The following is an 18,195-nucleotide window of genomic DNA, read 5'->3' on the forward strand; positions in this document are numbered from 1 at the left end:
GCGGTTTTCCTCGCCGGCCGGCCGCGCTAAGCGGTCCGGGCGACAGGAGGGTCTGCATGGAAAAAGCTCGGTTCGGCCACCGCCTCGTGCTCGGAGGCGCGCGTTCAGGCAAGACGCGGCATGCCCTGGCGCTTGCGGAATCTACAGGTGCAACAAGGGTTTACATCGCCACCGCCGAAGCCGGAGATGCCGAGATGGCCGAGCGCATCGCCCATCACCAGGCCGAACGCGGCCCAGGCTGGCGCACACTCGAAACCCCGCTCGACCTCTCCCACGCGATTGCCACGACAACCGACGCGGACGTGATCCTGGTCGATTGCCTAACCCTTTGGCTTTCAAACATATTCTTCGCCAAACGCGACCCCGTTTCCGAAACCGAAGATCTCGTCTCCGCCCTGCAGGCACAGCCGATCCCCTGCATTCTCGTCTCCAACGAAATCGGCCTCGGCCTCGTCCCGGAAACCCCTCTCGGTCGCCGTTTCCGCGATGAACAGGGCCGCCTCAACCAGCGCATCGCCGCTGCCGTGCCGCATGTCGATTTTGTCGCGGCAGGCCTCGCCCTGTCTCTCAAGGGATAGGCATAACATGTTGAAACAAAAAGGCCCGGCAGAGCCGGGCCTTGAAGTCTAGGTTTCAAGCGAGCGCCGAGAGATCAGGCGGCGTTAAGCCACGAATCGATCTCGCGCTCGGCCTCTTCCTTCGAGCGGCCATATTTGGCCTGAATCAAACCGACGAGCTGTTCACGGTTGCCCTCGGCCTTTGCAATCTCGTCGTCAGTGAGTTCACCCCACTGCTCGCGCATCTTGCCGGAAAACTGCTTCCAATTCCCTTTGACCTGATCCCAGTTCATGACTTGCCTCCTGCTGTTCATTTTCAATCTCGGGGCGAACCGTTTCCGCCCGCCAAGTGGAGATAAAATGCGCGACAGGCGCCGAAGTTCCATCACGGAAAAAGAAGTGAACTATGCTCCGAGCGCCATCAGTCGATAGACAATCTGGGCCGCAGTGAAGTCCCAGGCCTCGTTGCCATCTGGCGCGAGCTCGACCACGTCGAGACCAACGAGGCGACGGCCCTTGAGCGCGTTTTCTACCAGATGAAGCGCCTGATAATAGGAGAGCCCGCCGGGCACGGGCGTGCCGGTCGCAGGCATCTCGCTCGGATCGAGCCCATCGACGTCGAAGGAGACATAGACATCCTCGGGAAAGTCTTCCGGCAAGTCGATCGCGTGGAGGTTTTTTGTCACGATCTCCTCAGCATCGACGTGAAACACCCTGTTTCTGCGGCGACTTTCCATCTCGACGAAGGAGAGCGCCCGCACGCCGAATTGCGCGAGCCTCACCCCCTCCTCGGCGAGAAGATGCATGACGGAGGCATGCGAATGAACCTCGCCCTGATAGGCGACGCGCAAGTCGGCATGGGCATCGACCTGCACGATGCCAAGGGGACGATGGGTTGCGGAGAGCACCCCCATCACCGCGCCATAGGTGAGCGAGTGTTCGCCGCCGAGCGTCACCGGAATCTTGCCCGCCTCCACCGCCGCCCGGGTGCGCGCGGCAAGGCGCGACATGACCTCGGGAAGGGGGCCGGAGCAGTCGACCGGCGCCTCGGTGTGGATCCCGCGCGCACAGGGCTCGGACCCGGCCGTACCGCGCTCGAGCTCGTTGCTCGCCGCGATGATCGCCGAAGGTCCGTTCACGGTGCCGGAACCATAGGAAACGGTGCGCTCGAGCGGCATGGGGATGATGCGGAAGCGGGCGTCTTCGCGGCGTTCGGCTTCGGTCAGTTCGCTATCGAGAAAGATGCTCATCGGACAGGCTCCGGGCGTTCCAGAAGGATTTCATACAGGTTTGCTAACCTGGAGAGCAGTCAGGCGGACGCGAAAGCGCGTCCGCCCAACAAAAGAAATATGCGCGCACCGCGCGCCCAGATTGGCGGCAAAGGCCGCCTTCCGGCGCCTATGACAGGCGGTTGCGGAAGTCGTCGTATCCGAATTCGCGGACCATGCGCAAATCGTCCGTTTCCGAGTTCCAGAGCGCGATCGAGGGGAGGGGGACGCCGTTGAATGTGTTGGTCTTGACCATCGAGTAGTGGGCCTGGTCGAGAAAGGCATAGCGATCCCCGATCGCAAGCGGGCGCGCCCACGTGTAATCCCCGATGACGTCGCCCGCGAGGCAGGAGGGGCCGCCAAGACGATAGCTGTGGCCGCTTTCCGCCTCGCCAAGCAAGGCTGGGCGGTAGGGGGCCTCGATCACGTCGGGCATGTGGCAGGTCGCGGATATGTCCGTGATCGCGAGCGGCTTTCCGTTCACCGGCAGATCGAGAATTTCACCGACGAGAATCCCGGCATCAAGCGCCACCGCTTCGCCCGGCTCGAGATAGACCTCAAGCCCCGTCTCGGCGCGGACCTGGCGCAGGAAACCGATCAGGGCTTCCCGATCGTAGTCAGCGCGGGTGATATGGTGCCCACCGCCGAAATTGAGCCATTTGAGCCGGGAGAAGAAGGGCGCGAGCGTCGGCTTCACCGCCTCCCAGGTGCGGGCCAGCGGCTCGAAGTCTTGCTCGCAAAGCGTGTGCATATGAACCCCGTCAACGCCCTCGAGCGCTTCGGGAGTGAGCTGCGAGACGGGCATCCCGAGACGGGAGCACGGGGCGCAGGGATCATATTTGGCGATCTCGCCCTCGGAATGTTCGGGATTGATCCGGAGCCCGACGGAAACGCTGCGCCCCGCTGCCCGGACATTCGGCAGGAACCGGTCCTTCTGGGCCGGCGAGTTGAAGATCATGTGATCGGAAAGCGCGATGATCGCATCGATCTCCGAGGCCTTGTAGCCGGCGCAGAAGGTGGCGACCTCGCCTCCGTATTCTTCCCGTGCCAGCCGGGCCTCGAAGAGCCCGCTGGCACAGGTGCCGGCAAGATATTCGCGCACGACCGGGGCGAGCGCGAACATCGAGAAGGCCTTCAGCGCTGCGAGCACATGCGTGCCCGAGCGGTCCGAGACATCCTTGAGGATGCTCAGGTTGCGCCGGATTGCCGCTTCGTCGACGACGAAGCAGGGGCTCGGAACCCGCGAGAGATCGAAATCGCGAAATGCACCCGGATCGCCCGCCTGGGTTTGCATGTACTCCGCCAAGGGATCAGTCCTCCGATCTCAGAAGGAAACGGGGCTGGGCTTTTCCTCGACCTGCCAGGGAAGCCCCTGAGTGTTCAGCATCTCCATGAAGGCGTCGGGGTCGAGCTGTTCGGTGTTCCACACGCCGGGCTCGCGCCAGATGCCCTTCAGCACCATCGCCGCGCCGATCATGGCGGGCACGCCGGTGGTGTAGGAAACCGCCTGCGACCCGACCTCGCGGTTGCATTCCTCATGGTCGCAGATGTTGTAGATCCAGTAGGTCTTCTCCTCGCCGCCGTCCTGCGCCGGGCCGGTAATAATGTCGCCGATGCAGGTCTTGCCCTTGGTGAGTTCCGCAAGGTTTCCGGGATCGGGCAGAACGGTCTTGAGGAACTGGAGCGGAACGATCTCGACGCCATTGTGCATCACCGGCTCGATCGAGGTCATGCCGACGTTCTGCAGCACGGTAACGTGATTGATGTAGGCATCCCCGAAGGTCATCCAGAAGCGCGCCCGCTCGATCTCGGGGAAGTGCGTCTTCAGGCTTTCGAGCTCCTCATGATACATGAGGTACATGTTCTTCTCGCCGACACCCGGGAAGTCGTACGGTACCTTTTTCGACATGGCAGGCGATTCCACCCAGTCGCCGCCTTCCCAGTGGCGCGCAGGGGCCGTCACTTCCCGGATGTTGATTTCCGGGTTGAAGTTGGTGGCAAAGGGCTTGCCGTGGTCGCCGCCGTTGCAGTCGAGGATGTCGATCTGCCTGATGCCGGAAAGCTTGTGCTTGCGGATCCAGGTGGCGAAGATCGAGGTCACGCCCGGATCGAAGCCGGAGCCGAGGATCGCCGTCAGGCCCTTCTCCCGGAAGCGCTCCTGATAGGCCCACTGCCAGGAATACTCGAATTTCGCCTCTTCCGGCGGCTCGTAGTTCGCGGTGTCGAGATAGTGGATGCCCGCTTCGAGGCACGCATCCATCAGCGCGAGATCCTGATAGGGCAGCGCGAGGTTCACGAGAAGCTCGGCGCCGGTTTCCTTGATGAGGGCCACGACGGCGCCGACATCCATCGCATCGATTTCCGCCGTCCGGATCTCGACGCCGGTGCGATGCTTCACGCCCTCGGCAATCTCGTCGCATTTGAACTTGCGCCGGCTCGCGAGGGTGATCTCGGTAAAGATATCGGCATTCATCGCCATCTTGTTCACGCAGGCGTTGCTCACGCCGCCCGCGCCGATCACGAGTGTCTTGCCCATGGGTCGCCCTCCGGTATCAGTGGGATTCGTAATAGGTATAGCCGTTGATGCTGTCGCGATAGGCCGCGATCAGTGTCTTGCGGTCGGTAACATTCAGCCGGCCCTCGGAGATCGCGGTCTCGACGATCCGGCGGAAATCGTCCACGCAGTCGCGCGGATCGTATTCGACATAGCTCAGCACGTCCGCAATGGTATCGCCTTCGACCTCCTGCAGGAGATCGAAGCCACCATCCTCGCGCAGCTCGATGGTCACCACATTGGTGTCGCCGAAGAGGTTGTGCAGATCGCCCAGAGTTTCCTGATAGGCCCCGACGAAGAGGACGCCGACATAGTAGGATTCGTGATCCGTCAGCGTATGGACCGGCAGGGACGGCGAGATCCCGTCGGACAGGATGAAATTGTCGATCTTTCCATCGCTGTCGCAGGTGATGTCAGAGAGCACGGCGCGGCGGTCGGGTGCCTCGTTGAGCCGCTGGAGCGGCACCACGGGGTGAAGCTGGTCGATCGCCCAGACATCGGGGAGCGACTGGAAGAGCGAGAAGTTGCAGTGGTAGATGTCGGCAAGCTGCTCGAGCTGGGCATCGACCTCCGCGGTCGTCTCCGCGGTAACGGCAAGCCGCTTGATGCGAGACATGAGCTGGAGATAGATCCGCTCGCCGCGGGCGACCTGGCGCAGCCCGACGTAGCCGCGGCGGAAGAGCGCGCGCAACTCGTCCCGGTAGTAGGTCGCGTCGTTGATGCACTCCTGCAACCGCTCGGGGACGAGATAGGAGCCGATCGCGGCCAGGTCGGATATCAGGTGATGGTCGCCCTCCTGTACTTCCGGGGCGGTTTCCACGTCGAAATAGGTCGCCTCGAGCACGTTGAAGACGAGCATCGAGGAGAGCGCGACCACGGCACGGCCGCTTTCGGTCACCAGCGTGGGGTGCGGGAGCCCGGCCTCATCCATCGAATAGCGCACTGTCTCGACCACGTTCAGGCAGTATTCGTCGACCGTGTAGTTGACCGAGTTCTCGGTGGCCTTCATCTCGCCGGTGTAGTCGATGCCAAGACCGCCCCCGAGATCGAGATGCGTGAGCGGAACGCCCTCGCGCGTGAGCTCGGCGAAGTAGCGGCACGCTTCGTTGACCGCACGGCGCACATCGTTCACGTCCGGGATCTGCGAGCCGAGATGGGAGTGCTGGAGCATCAGGCAATGCAGCAGCCCGACCTCCCGGAGCTGGTCGATTGCGGCGACGAGCTGGTCGGAGTTCATGCCGAAGGTCGAGCGGTCGCCAGAGCTTGCGGCCCATGCACCGCTGATCCGGTTGGTGAGCTTGATACGCACGCCAAGGAGCGGCTCGAGACCGAGATCCTGCGAGACCGAAATGACCGTCTCGACCTCCTTCGGGCTCTCCAGCACGATCACCGTGTTGAAGCCGAGCTTGCGGGAGAGGATAGCGAGGCGGACGAATTCCTCGTCCTTCACCCCGTTGCAGACGATGAGTGCGTCCTTCGAGAGCGTCCGGCTCAGCGCAATGACGAGCTCGGGTTTCGAGCCCGCCTCGAGCCCGTAGCCGTAGGGCCGGCCGAACTCGACGATGCGCTGCACGACCTGCGCCTGCTGGTTCACCTTGATCGGGAACACGCCGCGATAGACGCCGCGATAGCCGGAGCGCGAGATCGCGGTGCGGAAGCTCTCGTTGATCGAGCGGATGCCCTGCTCGAGATAGGAGCTCACGCGCAGCAGCACGGGCGTATGAATGCCGCGGCGCTCGAGGTTCCGGATGATGCCCGGCAGGCTGACGGCCTTGCTGGTTTCGCTCGTCGGGTTCAGGAGGCCGATATCTCCGTCCGGCATGACCGTGACCATGCCCTTGCCCCAGCGATCGATCCCATAGATGGCATACGGCGACGTATCCTGGGTTGTCACTCGCTCCTCCCTCGTTCACTTCCGGACTGCAACGACCTCCGGCCCGCGGCGCTACATAAACGCAAACTTGGCGGGCAGGAACAGAGGGCGCCCCCTTCGAGCGCCTAAATCTGGGGATAAAATATGCCTTTTCGAGCCGAGATGAGACGATGGCGGTTCTTCGCGCAGCCCGGGTGGCCTTGCGGAAGCGCGAGATTCGGCCGGGATTGCGACAAACTGGGCCGCAGAGGGCGTCGTCATGGTGCCAGAGGCGCGTCGGGATCTGCGGCCCGTGAATTTTTTGTGACGGTCAGCTTTCGGCGATGCGCGGAGCGCGGCTGAGCTCGTTTCCGGCCTCGGTCGCCTTCCGCATCAGGGCGATGAGCGTCGCGCGTTCCGTTTCGCTCAGGCCAACGAGGATGTCGCGCTGAACCCCCGCGACGACGGGCTCGATTTCCCGAAGCACGGTTTCGCCCTCGGGCGTGATGTGCAGCACACGCGCCCGGCGATCGCGTTCGTTGGTGCGCCGGTCAATGAGCCCCTTCTGCACCAGACGATCCACCACGCCGCCGATGGTGACGCGGTCATAGGCGATGGATCCGGCAAGCGTCGCCTGATCGATGCCGGGTGACGCCGCAATCGCCGACAGCGCGGCATACTGAACCGACGTGAGGTTGAGACCCGCGGCAGCAACATGCTCGCTGAACACGGCGACCGAAATCTGATGCAGACGCCGGATCAGGTGGCCCGGCATCTCCTGGAGCTTGTCGGTCATTGATATCCTCCGCCATGCTTTCAGAGAGGCGCAGCATCTTTTGATTTTGCCCCGCAACTGTCAACAGACGGAATCGGGCTGCCTCGGCAGGCGCTCGCCGGTTGTGGAGCTGTCGTGGGGCGATGGATGGCCTGAGGTCCGGATCTGCGCTAGATATCAGGGCCGAAGCCGATTTGACCCGAAGCCGGAGTGCATGGACAGATCCTCGACACAGGCCCTCGCGCATGAACCGACGCTCGCGGAGCTGATGGACCCCGAAGCCCTCGCGCGACGGCTCGAGGAGGCGCGGGCGCGCCGTGCTGTCGCCCTGGCGGCCCGCGCCGAGAAGGCCGCGCGGGAGGCCGGCGCCGAACCTCTGTCCAAGGCACAACCGGCCGCTGCCCTGGCCGAGCCGGATCGCCCACAGGCGGCCTCCATGCCGTCTGTGCCCTTCGAGCGTCTGGTGCGCCACCTTCCGGCGCGCGAGCGGGGGTCGGTGGCCGCTGCACCCCCGCAGCCGCATCTGCCCCGGGCGATCCGGCCCGTACCTCTGCGCGGCCGGCGGGCGGCGCAAAGGCCCCGGCTCGCGGCTGCTGCCGCCATCCTGCTGCTGGCATTCGGCGGAGCGGGGTTCTTCGCGCTCCGTCTCGGGTCGCCGCCTCCGGAGCCGTGGATGGCCGCCGCCGCCCCACGTACGCCGGCATTTGCCTCCGACGATCCGGGCCTGCCGACGGCCACTGCCGCGGCGGGCCGCTTTGCGATCCCGGTTGCCGCAGTCGGACCTCCCCCGCTTGCCCCCCGGGCCCGGCCCGATGATTTCGTGCCGATCAGGGCCGCCGCGGGCGCGTCGCAGGGCACAGCGCGTGGTGCGGCCCGTGCGAGTGATCTCGGCACGGCCATGCGCGAGATGAATGCCGACACGATCGGTGCCGCGGCGCAGGCGCTCGGCATTCGCAAGCGGGTCGTGCTGCCTGACGGGACCGTGCTCTCGCTCGACCGCCGCGGCCTCCGGCTCCGGCCAGGGCGGGGAAATTCCGGGCGGCGCTAATTCCCCCCAGGTTGTGGGGTTTCAGCCATTCGCTCGGGGGGGGGGCGGAGGCCGGAAAATCCGCCCGCCCGCAGCGTCATTATCAATTCACTGCGCACATTTGTGCATTTCATTTGAAGTGGCGCATCAGTTTGATATCTTCCGCGGCACAGGGAGAGAACCATATGCAAAACCAACAAACGGCGCATCAGGACGGCGCAATAGGATCCGTCCTCGTTATCGACGATCATCCACTCTATTGCGACGCGCTCGCCAGCGCCATCGGCGGGATTTTCGACATCGAGGACGTGCGCTCCGTTTCCTGCCTTTCGGAAGGCATGCGTCTCCTCAATTCCCATTATTCCCCGGATCTGATTCTGCTCGATCTGAACCTGCCGGACGTCGCGGGGCTGAACGGCTTTCTCAAGATCAAGGATCGCAATCCCGACGTGCCCGTCATCGTGATCTCGGCGAGCACGTCCGAGAAGACGATCCAGGCGCTGCTCTGTGCGGGGGCGGCGGGCTTCATTCCAAAGGATCTGCCGCGCAACGATTTTTCGGATGCCGTGCGGACGGTCTGGGATGGCAAGGTCTATGCGCCGCCGGGGATCCGCCGTGCGGTCTCCTGCCGCAGCGAGGATACCGTCGCCGCCGACATCTTCCACCGCATCGAGGGGCTTTCGCCGCAGCAGAGCCGCATCCTCAACCTCATCTGCAAGGGCAAGGCCAACAAGCAGATCGCCTTCGAGCTCTCGCTCGCCGAGGCGACGGTCAAGGCCCATATCACGGCGTTGCTGCGCCGCCTCGGCGTCCGCAACCGGACCCAGGCCGCGCTGCTCATCAAGGAGGCAAACATGGTCTCCGGCCTGCAATGAAGGATCTGATTGCGGGAGCGCAACCCGCTGCGCTCGTCCGTGTCGGCATCTCGCGTGCGCCCTCGGCGCGTGCGGCCCTGCGTGAGGTTGCGGCCGAGCTGATCGGCGCGGCTCCGAGTTTCGTTTTCCTGCTGCTGCCGCCGCGTCTCGATCTCGGGGAGTTCGAGGCGGGCCTGCGCGAGACGTTTCTCGATACCACCGTCTTCGGTTGCACCACGGCCGGCCAGATCACGCCCGAGGGCTACGAGAACGACGCGCTGGTTGCACTCGCCTTTCCGGCCTCGCATTTCCGCTTTTCGTCCCAGCTCTTCAAACCGCTCTCGCCTGTGGCGATCGAAGCGACCGCGCGGCAGGCAGAGCGCATGGCCGCGCAGTTTCGCCCGACCGCCGGGCGCAACCGGCTTGCGCTCGTCTTTGCCGACGGTCTCTCGAAACAGGAGGACGTCTTCGTCGCGGCCCTCCACGCCGGTCTCAAGGATGTGCCGGTCTTCGGCGGCTCGGCCGGCGACGGGCAGAACTTCCAGACGACCTACGTGCTCCACGCCGGGCGTTTCCACACCAACGCCGCGCTCCTGCTGCTGCTCGAGACCGATCTCGAGTTCCGCGGCCTCGGCTTCGATCATTTCCAGCCGACCGAACGCAAGATGGTCGTCACGGGCGCCGTGCCCGAGGAGCGCCTTGTGCTCGAGATCAACGGCGCGCCGGCGGCACGGGAATATGCCCGTCTTCTCGGCTTGCCGGTCGAGACGCTCTCGCCGATCGTGTTCGCCGAGAACCCCGTCCTCGTGCGCAACGGCAGCGTCTACCACGTGCGCGCCATCCAGCAGATTCACGAGAGCGGCGGTCTCACCCTCCTCTCCGCGATCGACGAGGGGCTTCTGCTTACGCTCGGCCGGGGAAAGGAGATCATCGAGACCCTCGATGCCGGGCTCGATGTCTGCGGCGAGCACGGCGAAAGCCCGGATTTCATCCTCGGCTTCGACTGCTTTCTCCGCAAGCTCGAGATCGAGCACAAGCAACTCGCCGCTGACGCCTCCCGCCTGCTCCGCGAACATCGGGTGATCGGCTTCAATACCTATGGCGAGCAACACCTCGGGGTGCATGTGAACCAGACCTTCGTGGGCGTCGCCTTCTTCCGGCCGAAAGGAATTGCGCCATTCTGACCGACCCGGACGACCCGATCGATATTCAGGTCGAGAAACAGCGCAAGATCATTCGTGCCCTGATCGACCGCGCCGAGCGACGGCACGAGGTCACCGGCTCTGCCTATTCGCTCTTCCAGTCCGCCATCGCGCTGCAGGCCGAGCTCTGGGAAAAGACCCGTGACCTCGAGAAGGCGCTCGACACGCTTGGCCGGGCAAGCAGCGAGCTTGCCACCGCCTACCATGCCCAGGAACGCAGCCAGGCCAATCTCGCCGATGCGCTGGGCGCGATGGAGGGCGGCTTTGCGCTGTTCTCCGAGGATCGGCTGCAGATCTGCAACGAGCATTTCAAGGCGCTGCTGCCGGATGTCGCGCCGCTGGTGCGCCCGGGCCTCGAGTATCGCGACTATCTCGCCGCAGTTGCCAAGAGCGAGTTTCTCCGCCCCGAGCGTGGCCCCGACGATGCGGACTGGCTGCCGCTCCTGCCCGATCCGACGGGGCGGCAGTATGCCTCCTTCGTGCTGCCGCTCAAGCACGACCGCTGGATTCAGGTTTCGCATCGCAAGACCGGCTCGGGCAATATCGCGGTGCTCCAGACCGAGATCACCGACGTGGTCCGTGAAAGCCGCCGCGAGAAGGATCGGCTGATCGACGAGCACGCGCTCTTTCTTCAGGCCGCTTTCGACCACATGAGCCTCGGCATCTCGACCTTTTCGGCCGCGGGCGATCTTCTCGTTTTCAATGAACGTTTTGGCGAACTACTTGGCCTGCCGTTCTCGCTTCTGCGCAAGGGCACGGGTGTGGGCCGCATCGCGGATTTCCTCGAGCGCACCCGTGATCTCAACGGCACGGGCGATGCCATTGACCTGATGAAATGGGTGCGCGCGGTGCGGAGCGGCCGCGCGGTGCAGGTGCGCCTCCGCCGGCGGCCCGACCTCACGCTCGACGTGCGCATCCACGGCCTGCCCGATGGCGGCTTCATGACAACGATCATGGACGTGACCCGCGAGATGGAGGCGAGCGAAGGCCTGCGGCGGCTCAACGAGACCCTCGAGCGCCGGGTGCAGGAGCGCACGGCCGAGCTCACCGAAACCAACCGGCTGCTGCGGCTGCAGTACGAGGAGCAGGCCCGTGCCGAAGAGGCCTTGCGGGAGGCGAAGGAGACCGCCGAAGAGGCCAACCGCACCAAGACGCGCTTCCTCGCCGCCGCGAGCCATGATCTGCTCCAGCCCATCAACGCCGCAAAGCTCTACATCTCGACCCTGCGCGAACAGCCGACGCAGGAAAACGTGATCGAGACGGCGGCGCGGCTCGAACGGTCTTTCTCTTCCATCGAGACCCTGCTCCATGCCTTGCTGGAGATCTCGCGCCTCGACTCGCGTGGTGCCGAGTTCAACGTGACGGATTTCCGTCTCGACGAGGTGCTGGGCAGTCTCAGCGGCGACATGACGGCTCTGGCGGCGGAAAAGGGGATCGAACTTCGCATTGTGCCCTCACGCCGCTGGGTCAGGAGCGATCCGCGCTATCTCCGCCGGTGCGTGCAGAACCTCGTCGCGAATGCGATCCAATACACCGCCGAGGGCAGGGTGCTCGTCGGCGTGCGCGTCCGCGGTGACAAGGTGGTGATCGAGGTCTGGGATACCGGCATCGGTATCTCCCCGGAGGATCAGGAGCGGATCTTCGACGAGTTCACCCGGGTCGGCACCAGTTGCGCCGGAAGCGGAGTAGGGCTCGGGCTGTCGATCGTGGAGCGCGCCTGCCGCCATCTCGGACACCGCGTCGCCCTGCGCTCGACGCCGGGCGTGGGCTCGATGTTCTCGATCGAACTGCCGCGCGCCGCACCGGGCGAGGTGGATGTTGCCGATCCGATGCCCGAGCCGAGCGTTGCGGAGGGGGATCTCGACCGGATCATCCTGGTGGTCGAGAATGATCCGGAAGTGCTGGATGCCACGGTCCGCAAGCTCGAGGGCTGGGGGGCAAGCGTGCTTGCCGCCGGGTCGACCGCGGAGGCGCTCGCGATGATGCGCGACCTCGGCAGCCCGCCCGATATCATCCTCGCCGACTATCAGCTCGACGGTGACGATACCGGGCTTGCCGCGATCGAGGCGCTGCGGGCGGAGGCCGGGCTCGACATCCCGGCGGTGATGATCACGGCAAGCCGGAGTGATGCGTTGCTCCGTGCCGGCGAGGCCTGTGATTTCGCGGTGCTGACCAAGCCGGTCCGGCTGGCGCGGCTGCGGGCGCTCATCGACTGGAAGACACGCCATCTGGGTCCATGATCTTGCCGGCCCACAGACAAAGGTCGCCGGTGACGCCGGGTGTGCAAGGAATATGATCGCCGGAAAACAACAGGGAGGAAACCGGATGATGCGCTGGTTGCTCGGCGGCCTCTCGGCCTGCTGCATTGCCACCGCCTGTGCCGCAGGGGCGAGTGATACCTACGACATGATCTTCCGCGAGGGCAGTCTCGACGGATTGCCCGAGGCGAGCGTGATCCAGTACAGCCGCATGGCCCGCGAGCCCGGCGGGACGGAGGACAGTGACGGCACTGTCCGTCTCACCATCGGCGCACATGACAACACCGAACTCGTGCTCGAGGAAGGCGGTCGTGAGGGGGCGATCGGCAGCTTTCCGACATCGGTCGGCAATCCGCTTATCATGTATTTCATGGAAACGGCAGTCCGCGACGTTGCGCGGCTTGCGGGCGGAAGTCCGTTCTATGTCCGCAATCGTGTGAAGGAGGTGCTGCTCGAGGAAACCCCCGCCGAGCCGGTGACCGCGCGCTTCGAGGGGCGAGAGATTGCGGCCAAGCGGTTCGTTCTGCAACCGCTCGAAGGCGACAAGAATGCGGCCCGGATGCAGGGGTATGACACGCTCACGCTGGAAATCACCGTCTCGGACGAGGTTCCCGGCTGGTATGTCGCGCTTGATGCGCGCGCTGACGGACCGGAAGGCGCGGTCTACGAGACCCGCCTCGACCTCACTTCTGCAGAGGAGCCAGAACAATGAGACGGGCTGCGGTATTCCTGGCCATGGCGGCCCTCGCTGCGGCACCTGCGGGCGCCCAGTCGGTGGCAGAGCGGCTCAACGACTATCCCACCGAGGCGCGGGCGGATTATGTCTTTGCCTGCATGGCGGCGAACGGGCAGACGCGGGAGATGCTGCGCAAGTGCTCCTGTTCGGTCGATCATGTTGCGGCGATCCTTCCCTATGACGATTATGTCGAGGCCGAGACGGTGCTCTCGATGCAGCAGGTTGGCGGCGAGCGGATGTCGATCTTCCGCACGACCCAGATGGCGAAGAACTATGTCGCGGCCCTGCGGCGCGCGCAGGCCGAGGCGGAGATCCTCTGTTTCTGAGGCTCCTAGCTGGGGCTCGTTTTGGGAAGTTCCCGTTCGAAGACGTTGCCCTCGGTATCGTGGGCAACGACACGCAGGGTTTCGGCGCCGTTGTCGGAATAGTCGAAGCGGAACACCGGGTTCTCGCTGATCGAGATGCCGCCCTCGATCAGGAAGAGACGATCGTCGCCCTGGAAGACCTCGATCCTGTCGAGGAAATGCGCACCGATGAAGAGCTGTGTGATCTGATCGCGCTGGAGCCCGGAATAGTTGGGGTGGCGGATCATGATCTGGGCTTCCTGCCGCGGCTTCGAGATGCGAGGCTCCGGCGCTCCGAAGAGCTTGAGGCGCATTTCCCCCATGTTTGCAAGCGCTTGCTCGGGGTCGCGCGTGGCCGGGGCGGAGCAGCCGCCGCTTGCCTTTACGAAGCGGCCGGTCATGAAGCTGCCGTCGGGTGTTGTCGCGATGGCGCGGATGTTGGAATACTGGTTGACGCGGACGCGGAGCTCGAAATGCACGGGCTGCATGGCGGGGCCGAAGGTGATGTCGGCGGCCAGCGGCGACGGATTTTCATCGATCACGAGACGAAGGCGCTCCAAGGGACCGAAATCATTGGATTTCTGGTCGATGACGACGGGGACTGTGGCGGCGTCGTTGGCGCGGTAGGGGGCCTCGAGATCGAAGAGGGGGGCGCCGTCCTGCAGGCCGGTGTCGCCGACGATGTCGCCCTTGATGAAATCCCAGGTCTCGCTCTCGATCAGGGGATTTTCACGAGGCGGATCAGCAGCTTGCGCGGTTCCTGCGAGGAGAGTTGCGGCGAGGATTGCGGCAAGACGGGACATGGGCGCGGAGCTCCGTCAGGACGGCGCGGAAGGCCGGAAGGCGGCGGCGCGCCGATATGGAATGCATATGGAATCCGTATGGAATCCATATGGCAGAATACCATACGCGCCCGAAGCCGCGAACCGAGCCTTTCGGATGCGTGGAGCAGCGGCGGGCCGCTGTGTCAGGACGGAAGGCGAAGGGAGGTCCGGCCATGTTCGAGGCATTCGTCACCCTCTGCGCGCTCGGCGCGGATGCGCACTGCCGCGAGGTGCTGCTGCCCGGCCACGCCGCGGAAACGCGCGCCGGCTGCGAGGCCGACCTCGCCGGGGCGGCCGACGGGCTTGCGGGGCTCGGCACCGCGGGCGCGCCACACTGCGGCCCGCGGCCCGCGCCGGGGCTTGCCTTCGAGGAGGTTGCGCCCGGTGTCTTCGTCCACCGCGGGGCGATTGCGGAACCGGGGCCGAAGAACGGCGGCGATGTCGCGAATGTGGCCTTCGTCCGCGGGGCGGACGGGGTCGTGGTGATCGACGCGGGCGGATCGCGGGCCGTGGGCGAGCAGATCTATCTCGCGGTGCGGGCCGTGACCGAGGCCCCGATCACCCATCTCGTGCTCACCCACATGCATCCCGATCATGTGCTCGGAGCCGCACCGCTGGCGGAAGCCGGCGCGGAGATCGTCGGCCACGCGGGGCTTGCGCGCGCGCTTGCCGACCGCGCTGAGACCTATCTCGACCGTTTCCGCAATGCGATCGGTGTGGAGGGCTTTCTCGGCACCGCTGTCGTTGCGCCGGATCGCGGCCTCGCGGAACCGCTTGTACTCGATCTCGGCGACCGGGCGCTCACGCTCACGCCACGGCCCAAGGCGCATACCACCAACGACCTGACGGTCACCGACAGCGAAAGCGGGCTGCTGTTTGCGGGCGATCTGGTCTTCGCGACACATGTCCCGACGCTCGACGGTTCGCTGCCGGGCTGGCGCGCGCTGCTCGAGGCGATGAGCGAGGGCGAGACGGCGGCGGCCGTGGTGCCGGGCCATGGCGGGCCGGTGCTCGCCTGGCCCGAGGGCGCGGAACCGGTCGCGCGCTATCTGTCGGTGCTCGAATCGGACACCCGTGCGGCCCTCGATGCGGGGCTTTCGATCTCGGAGGCGGTTCCGGAGATCGGCCAGAGCGAGGCGGGAAACTGGGCGCTCTTCGGCGTCTACAACCCGCGGAATGCGACCCAGGCCTACACGGAGCTCGAATGGGAGTAGGGCACGTCGCCTTGTTGCAAGTGCGTCGCAATTCCAAGTGATTGTCCTTGCTTGACAATCCAGGCCTGATCCTTAATTCGGCGGCCATCGGGGAGTAGCGACCGCTGCAATGCGGGGGCGCGTCAACATTCTCGCAGTCTCACTGCGTGGCGCGTCCAGCCGGAAGGCCTTGCGAGACCGTGGCGGCGGGGCCCTGCGGGCGGGGTCCGTTTTCCGCTGGCCACGCCCAGGGAGTTCCGTATGTCACCGATCGCCATCGGCGTTCTCGCCGTCAGCATGTCCATTGACGCCTTCATTGCCTCGCTCGGACGGGGCGCGCAGGCTCGGCACCCGAGCGTCGGCACCGCGGTGCGGACCGGCATGGTCTTCGGCACCGTCGAGACGCTCACGCCGCTGATCGGCTGGGGGCTCGGCGTTGCGGCCAGCCAGCATGTCGCGGTCTATGACCACTGGATCGCCTTCGTCCTGCTCGCAGGCGTCGGGACGCACATGATGATGCAGAGCTTCTCCGCCGGAGAGGAGGCGAGCGCACGGCGGGCCTCCTCGCCCTGGACGCTGCTCGCGGTCGCGATCGGCACCTCGATCGATGCGATGGCGGTCGGGATCTCGCTTGCCTTCCTCGACGTCAACATTCTCGTCATCGCCCTCGCGATCGGAGCGACGAGCGCTGCGATGAGCTCCGCCGGAACGCTGGCCGGCCGCTTTCTCGGCCGCCGGTTCGGCCGGGTGATCGAGGCCTTTGGCGGGCTTGCCCTCATCGGGCTCGGGGCCGTGATCCTCGCCGAGCATCTGCTGAGCCGCTGAAGGCGCGCGCGCCTCCGGCTCAGGTCTTCGCCTGCAGCAGGATCTGCGCGATGGCATAGAGGCGCTGCTCGATCAGGACCGGCGTCTCGCAGACATAGGTGAGCGACTGGGCGCGGTCGTGGAAGATGCGCTCGTTCCAGTCCATCTCGGCCTCGAGCTTGTCGAGCTGGTCGTAGTCGGGCGGCTCGACGGCTTCGGCCTCGCGGAAGGCGACGCGCTCCTCGTCGATCTTCCGCGACAGCGTCTGCTGGCTTTCGGCATAGCGCTCGATGCCGTTGACGAGCCGGCGACGTTCTTTCGAGAGGCGCTCGAAGACGCCCTCGAAAATCACGCCGAGATCCTGCTCGCTGAGGTCGGGATGGCTTGCGGCATAGTCGCCGACGAGGCTCTTTGCCTCATCGAGGCTGACCCGGCGCAGCGCGAGGGTCTCGATGAGTGCCTTCTGCTCCGCATCGGGTTCGGCGGCCTCCACGGGGTGAGGCCACATGAGGCCGAGCGAGAGGGTTTCCACCTTGCGCTGTATGCAGGGCCAGGACGGATCCTCTGCGGGCTGGGCCGCCGCGGCGAGGGGCATGATCAGGGTGGCGCAGAGGGCTGCGACCGCTGGGATGCCGTGTTTCTCCATGGTTCTGGTTCTCCTCCCTTATTCCTTGATTCATAAGCCGAAAATGTGCACTTGCGAAGCTCCTTGGGCGCATCCTAAGGTCTTAATTGTTCGGGGTTGGTGCAAACCTATACTGGCTCCAACGCTCGAACGAGCATCGCTAAGCGACCATTGCAGGGGGAATGCAGACATGCGCACGCGCGCCGCCGTGGCCTTCGAGGCCGGCAAACCGCTCGAAGTTACCGAAGTCAATCTGGATGGCCCGAAGGCGGGCGAAGTTCTTGTCGAAATCAAGGCGACCGGTCTCTGCCACACGGACGAATTCACCCGCTCCGGGGCCGACCCGGAAGGTATCTTCCCGGCAATCCTCGGCCATGAGGGCGCGGGCGTCGTGGTCGAGGTGGGCGCGGGCGTGACCTCGGTAAAGCCCGGCGATCACGTGATCCCGCTCTACACGCCCGAATGCCATGAGTGCCCGTCCTGCCTCAGCCAGAAGACCAACCTCTGCACGGCCATCCGCGGCACCCAGGGCCAGGGCCTGATGCCGGATGGCACCTCGCGCTTCACCACGCTCGATGGCGAGATGATCCATCACTACATGGGCTGCTCGACCTTCTCGAACTACACCGTTCTGCCCGAGATCGCGGTGGCGAAGATCCGCGAGGACGCGCCCTTCGACAAGGTCTGCTACATCGGCTGCGGCGTGACCACCGGCATCGGCGCGGTCATCAACACCGCGAAGGTCGAGATCGGCGCGACGGCGGTGGTCTTCGGGCTCGGCGGCATCGGGCTCAACGTGATCCAGGGCCTGAAGCTCGCGGGCGCCGACATGATCATCGGTGTCGATCTCAACAACGACAAGAAGACCATGGCCGAGCATTTCGGCATGACCCATTTCGTCAACCCGAAGGAGATCGGCGAGGACGTCGTCCCCTATATCGTCAACCTCACCAAGCGGCGCGGCGACACGATCGGCGGCGCGGACTATTCGTTCGATGCGACGGGCAACACCACGGTGATGCGTCAGGCGCTCGAATGCACCCATCGCGGCTGGGGCATGTCGGTCATCATCGGGGTGGCGGCGGCGGGCGCCGAGATCTCGACGCGGCCGTTCCAGCTCGTCACCGGCCGGGTGTGGAAGGGGACGGCCTTCGGTGGGGCCCGCGGCCGCACCGACGTTCCGAAGATTGTCGACTGGTACATGGACGGCAAGATCGAGATCGATCCGATGATCACCCATCGCCTCAAGCTTGATGAGATCAATCACGGCTTCGATCTCATGCATGAGGGCAAGTCGATCCGCGCGGTCGTCGAATACTGAG

18 protein-coding genes and 1 riboswitch are annotated in these 18,195 nt (G+C 65.1%); of the genes, 10 read left to right on the forward strand and 8 right to left on the reverse strand.

The window, feature by feature from the left end; all coding sequences use genetic code 11:
* Positions 1-56 precede the first annotated feature (56 nt).
* On the forward strand, positions 57-578 hold the full coding sequence (cobU, locus tag ACF66B_RS00080; RefSeq protein ID WP_111428829.1) for a bifunctional adenosylcobinamide kinase/adenosylcobinamide-phosphate guanylyltransferase: 522 nt from the start codon (positions 57-59) through the stop codon (positions 576-578).
* 74 nt (positions 579-652) lie between these two features.
* Here cobU and ACF66B_RS00085 read toward each other — a convergent pair whose 3' ends face one another.
* The 6 genes from ACF66B_RS00085 to ACF66B_RS00110 form a co-directional block, all read right to left on the reverse strand.
* The gene (locus ACF66B_RS00085) at positions 653-850 is read right to left on the reverse strand and encodes a CsbD family protein (protein WP_111428828.1); all 198 of its coding nucleotides are present in this window, start codon (positions 848-850) and stop codon (positions 653-655) included.
* 111 nt (positions 851-961) lie between these two features.
* Entirely contained in the window at positions 962-1,807 is an 846-nt protein-coding gene (gene speB / locus ACF66B_RS00090) for an agmatinase (protein WP_111428827.1), read from the reverse strand.
* Between the two features lie 148 nt (positions 1,808-1,955).
* Complete coding sequence (gene nspC, locus ACF66B_RS00095; RefSeq protein WP_392663601.1) at positions 1,956-3,119, reverse strand: carboxynorspermidine decarboxylase; 1,164 nt, start codon at positions 3,117-3,119, stop codon at positions 1,956-1,958.
* Positions 3,120-3,149: 30 nt separating this feature from the next.
* Complete coding sequence (locus ACF66B_RS00100; RefSeq protein ID WP_111428825.1) at positions 3,150-4,361, reverse strand: saccharopine dehydrogenase family protein; 1,212 nt, start codon at positions 4,359-4,361, stop codon at positions 3,150-3,152.
* Between the two features lie 16 nt (positions 4,362-4,377).
* Positions 4,378-6,273, reverse strand: coding sequence for a biosynthetic arginine decarboxylase (speA, locus tag ACF66B_RS00105; RefSeq protein ID WP_392663603.1), 1,896 nt, complete (start codon positions 6,271-6,273; stop codon positions 4,378-4,380).
* Positions 6,274-6,562: 289 nt separating this feature from the next.
* The gene (locus ACF66B_RS00110) at positions 6,563-7,027 is read right to left on the reverse strand and encodes a MarR family transcriptional regulator (RefSeq protein WP_111428824.1); all 465 of its coding nucleotides are present in this window, start codon (positions 7,025-7,027) and stop codon (positions 6,563-6,565) included.
* A gap of 193 nt (positions 7,028-7,220) precedes the next feature.
* Between ACF66B_RS00110 and ACF66B_RS00115 the strand changes: the two genes are divergently transcribed.
* From ACF66B_RS00115 to ACF66B_RS00140, 6 genes are all read left to right on the forward strand, one after another.
* Positions 7,221-8,054 (forward strand): hypothetical protein, encoded by an 834-nt coding sequence (locus tag ACF66B_RS00115; RefSeq protein WP_111428823.1) that lies wholly within the window; start codon positions 7,221-7,223, stop codon positions 8,052-8,054.
* Between the two features lie 164 nt (positions 8,055-8,218).
* Positions 8,219-8,908 carry a response regulator transcription factor gene (locus tag ACF66B_RS00120; RefSeq protein WP_111428822.1) on the forward strand — a complete coding sequence of 230 codons (690 nt, stop codon included), beginning with the start codon at positions 8,219-8,221 and terminating at the stop codon, positions 8,906-8,908.
* Positions 8,905-10,071 carry an FIST N-terminal domain-containing protein gene (locus ACF66B_RS00125; RefSeq protein ID WP_111428821.1) on the forward strand — a complete coding sequence of 389 codons (1,167 nt, stop codon included), beginning with the start codon at positions 8,905-8,907 and terminating at the stop codon, positions 10,069-10,071. The genes ACF66B_RS00120 and ACF66B_RS00125 overlap by 4 nt, the downstream gene beginning before the upstream one ends.
* Positions 10,072-10,340: 269 nt before the next feature.
* Positions 10,341-12,329 carry an ATP-binding protein gene (locus ACF66B_RS00130; protein ID WP_392663608.1) on the forward strand — a complete coding sequence of 663 codons (1,989 nt, stop codon included), beginning with the start codon at positions 10,341-10,343 and terminating at the stop codon, positions 12,327-12,329.
* 85 nt (positions 12,330-12,414) lie between these two features.
* Positions 12,415-13,059: a hypothetical protein gene (locus ACF66B_RS00135; protein WP_111428819.1), complete on the forward strand. Its 645-nt coding sequence runs from the start codon at positions 12,415-12,417 to the stop codon at positions 13,057-13,059.
* Positions 13,056-13,409, forward strand: a complete 354-nt coding sequence (locus ACF66B_RS00140; protein WP_111428818.1) for a hypothetical protein — start codon at positions 13,056-13,058, stop codon at positions 13,407-13,409. The genes ACF66B_RS00135 and ACF66B_RS00140 overlap by 4 nt, the downstream gene beginning before the upstream one ends.
* Positions 13,410-13,414: 5 nt before the next feature.
* Here ACF66B_RS00140 and ACF66B_RS00145 read toward each other — a convergent pair whose 3' ends face one another.
* Entirely contained in the window at positions 13,415-14,230 is an 816-nt protein-coding gene (locus ACF66B_RS00145; protein WP_111428817.1) for a quinoprotein dehydrogenase-associated SoxYZ-like carrier, read from the reverse strand.
* 194 nt (positions 14,231-14,424) lie between these two features.
* Here ACF66B_RS00145 and ACF66B_RS00150 point away from each other — a divergent pair, with 194 nt between their 5' ends.
* Both ACF66B_RS00150 and ACF66B_RS00155 read left to right on the forward strand, forming a co-directional pair.
* Positions 14,425-15,465 carry a quinoprotein relay system zinc metallohydrolase 2 gene (locus ACF66B_RS00150; protein ID WP_111428816.1) on the forward strand — a complete coding sequence of 347 codons (1,041 nt, stop codon included), beginning with the start codon at positions 14,425-14,427 and terminating at the stop codon, positions 15,463-15,465.
* Positions 15,466-15,535: 70 nt separating this feature from the next.
* Positions 15,536-15,677: riboswitch (yybP-ykoY riboswitch) on the forward strand.
* A gap of 28 nt (positions 15,678-15,705) precedes the next feature.
* Complete coding sequence (locus tag ACF66B_RS00155) at positions 15,706-16,269, forward strand: manganese efflux pump MntP family protein (protein ID WP_111428815.1); 564 nt, start codon at positions 15,706-15,708, stop codon at positions 16,267-16,269.
* A 19-nt stretch (positions 16,270-16,288) separates the two neighbouring features.
* Here the strand turns inward: ACF66B_RS00155 and ACF66B_RS00160 are convergent, their stop codons facing one another.
* Complete coding sequence (locus tag ACF66B_RS00160) at positions 16,289-16,894, reverse strand: hypothetical protein (RefSeq protein ID WP_111428814.1); 606 nt, start codon at positions 16,892-16,894, stop codon at positions 16,289-16,291.
* A 169-nt stretch (positions 16,895-17,063) separates the two neighbouring features.
* On the opposite strand from ACF66B_RS00160, the gene ACF66B_RS00165 reads away from it, so the two are divergent.
* The gene (locus ACF66B_RS00165) at positions 17,064-18,194 is read left to right on the forward strand and encodes an S-(hydroxymethyl)glutathione dehydrogenase/class III alcohol dehydrogenase (protein ID WP_111428813.1); all 1,131 of its coding nucleotides are present in this window, start codon (positions 17,064-17,066) and stop codon (positions 18,192-18,194) included.
* Position 18,195 lies beyond the last annotated feature (1 nt).

It is taken from the genome of Amaricoccus sp. B4, assembly GCF_043226085.1.
In the GTDB taxonomy this organism is placed as follows: Bacteria; Pseudomonadota; Alphaproteobacteria; order Rhodobacterales; family Rhodobacteraceae; genus Amaricoccus.

Excerpts from the sequence above, each read along its gene's own strand:
- cobU (WP_111428829.1), top strand. The coding sequence starts at position 57 with ATGGAAAAAGCTCGGTTCGGCCACCGCCTCGTGCTCGGAGGCGCGCGT.
- ACF66B_RS00085 (WP_111428828.1), bottom strand. The coding sequence starts at position 850 with ATGAACTGGGATCAGGTCAAAGGGAATTGGAAGCAGTTTTCCGGCAAG.
- speB (WP_111428827.1), bottom strand. The coding sequence starts at position 1,807 with ATGAGCATCTTTCTCGATAGCGAACTGACCGAAGCCGAACGCCGCGAA.
- nspC (WP_392663601.1), bottom strand. The coding sequence starts at position 3,119 with ATGCAAACCCAGGCGGGCGATCCGGGTGCATTTCGCGATTTCGATCTC.
- ACF66B_RS00100 (WP_111428825.1), bottom strand. The coding sequence starts at position 4,361 with ATGGGCAAGACACTCGTGATCGGCGCGGGCGGCGTGAGCAACGCCTGC.
- ACF66B_RS00110 (WP_111428824.1), bottom strand. The coding sequence starts at position 7,027 with ATGACCGACAAGCTCCAGGAGATGCCGGGCCACCTGATCCGGCGTCTG.
- ACF66B_RS00115 (WP_111428823.1), top strand. The coding sequence starts at position 7,221 with ATGGACAGATCCTCGACACAGGCCCTCGCGCATGAACCGACGCTCGCG.
- ACF66B_RS00120 (WP_111428822.1), top strand. The coding sequence starts at position 8,219 with ATGCAAAACCAACAAACGGCGCATCAGGACGGCGCAATAGGATCCGTC.
- ACF66B_RS00125 (WP_111428821.1), top strand. The coding sequence starts at position 8,905 with ATGAAGGATCTGATTGCGGGAGCGCAACCCGCTGCGCTCGTCCGTGTC.
- ACF66B_RS00130 (WP_392663608.1), top strand. The coding sequence starts at position 10,341 with ATGGAGGGCGGCTTTGCGCTGTTCTCCGAGGATCGGCTGCAGATCTGC.
- ACF66B_RS00135 (WP_111428819.1), top strand. The coding sequence starts at position 12,415 with ATGATGCGCTGGTTGCTCGGCGGCCTCTCGGCCTGCTGCATTGCCACC.
- ACF66B_RS00140 (WP_111428818.1), top strand. The coding sequence starts at position 13,056 with ATGAGACGGGCTGCGGTATTCCTGGCCATGGCGGCCCTCGCTGCGGCA.
- ACF66B_RS00145 (WP_111428817.1), bottom strand. The coding sequence starts at position 14,230 with ATGTCCCGTCTTGCCGCAATCCTCGCCGCAACTCTCCTCGCAGGAACC.
- ACF66B_RS00150 (WP_111428816.1), top strand. The coding sequence starts at position 14,425 with ATGTTCGAGGCATTCGTCACCCTCTGCGCGCTCGGCGCGGATGCGCAC.
- ACF66B_RS00155 (WP_111428815.1), top strand. The coding sequence starts at position 15,706 with ATGTCACCGATCGCCATCGGCGTTCTCGCCGTCAGCATGTCCATTGAC.
- ACF66B_RS00160 (WP_111428814.1), bottom strand. The coding sequence starts at position 16,894 with ATGGAGAAACACGGCATCCCAGCGGTCGCAGCCCTCTGCGCCACCCTG.
- ACF66B_RS00165 (WP_111428813.1), top strand. The coding sequence starts at position 17,064 with ATGCGCACGCGCGCCGCCGTGGCCTTCGAGGCCGGCAAACCGCTCGAA.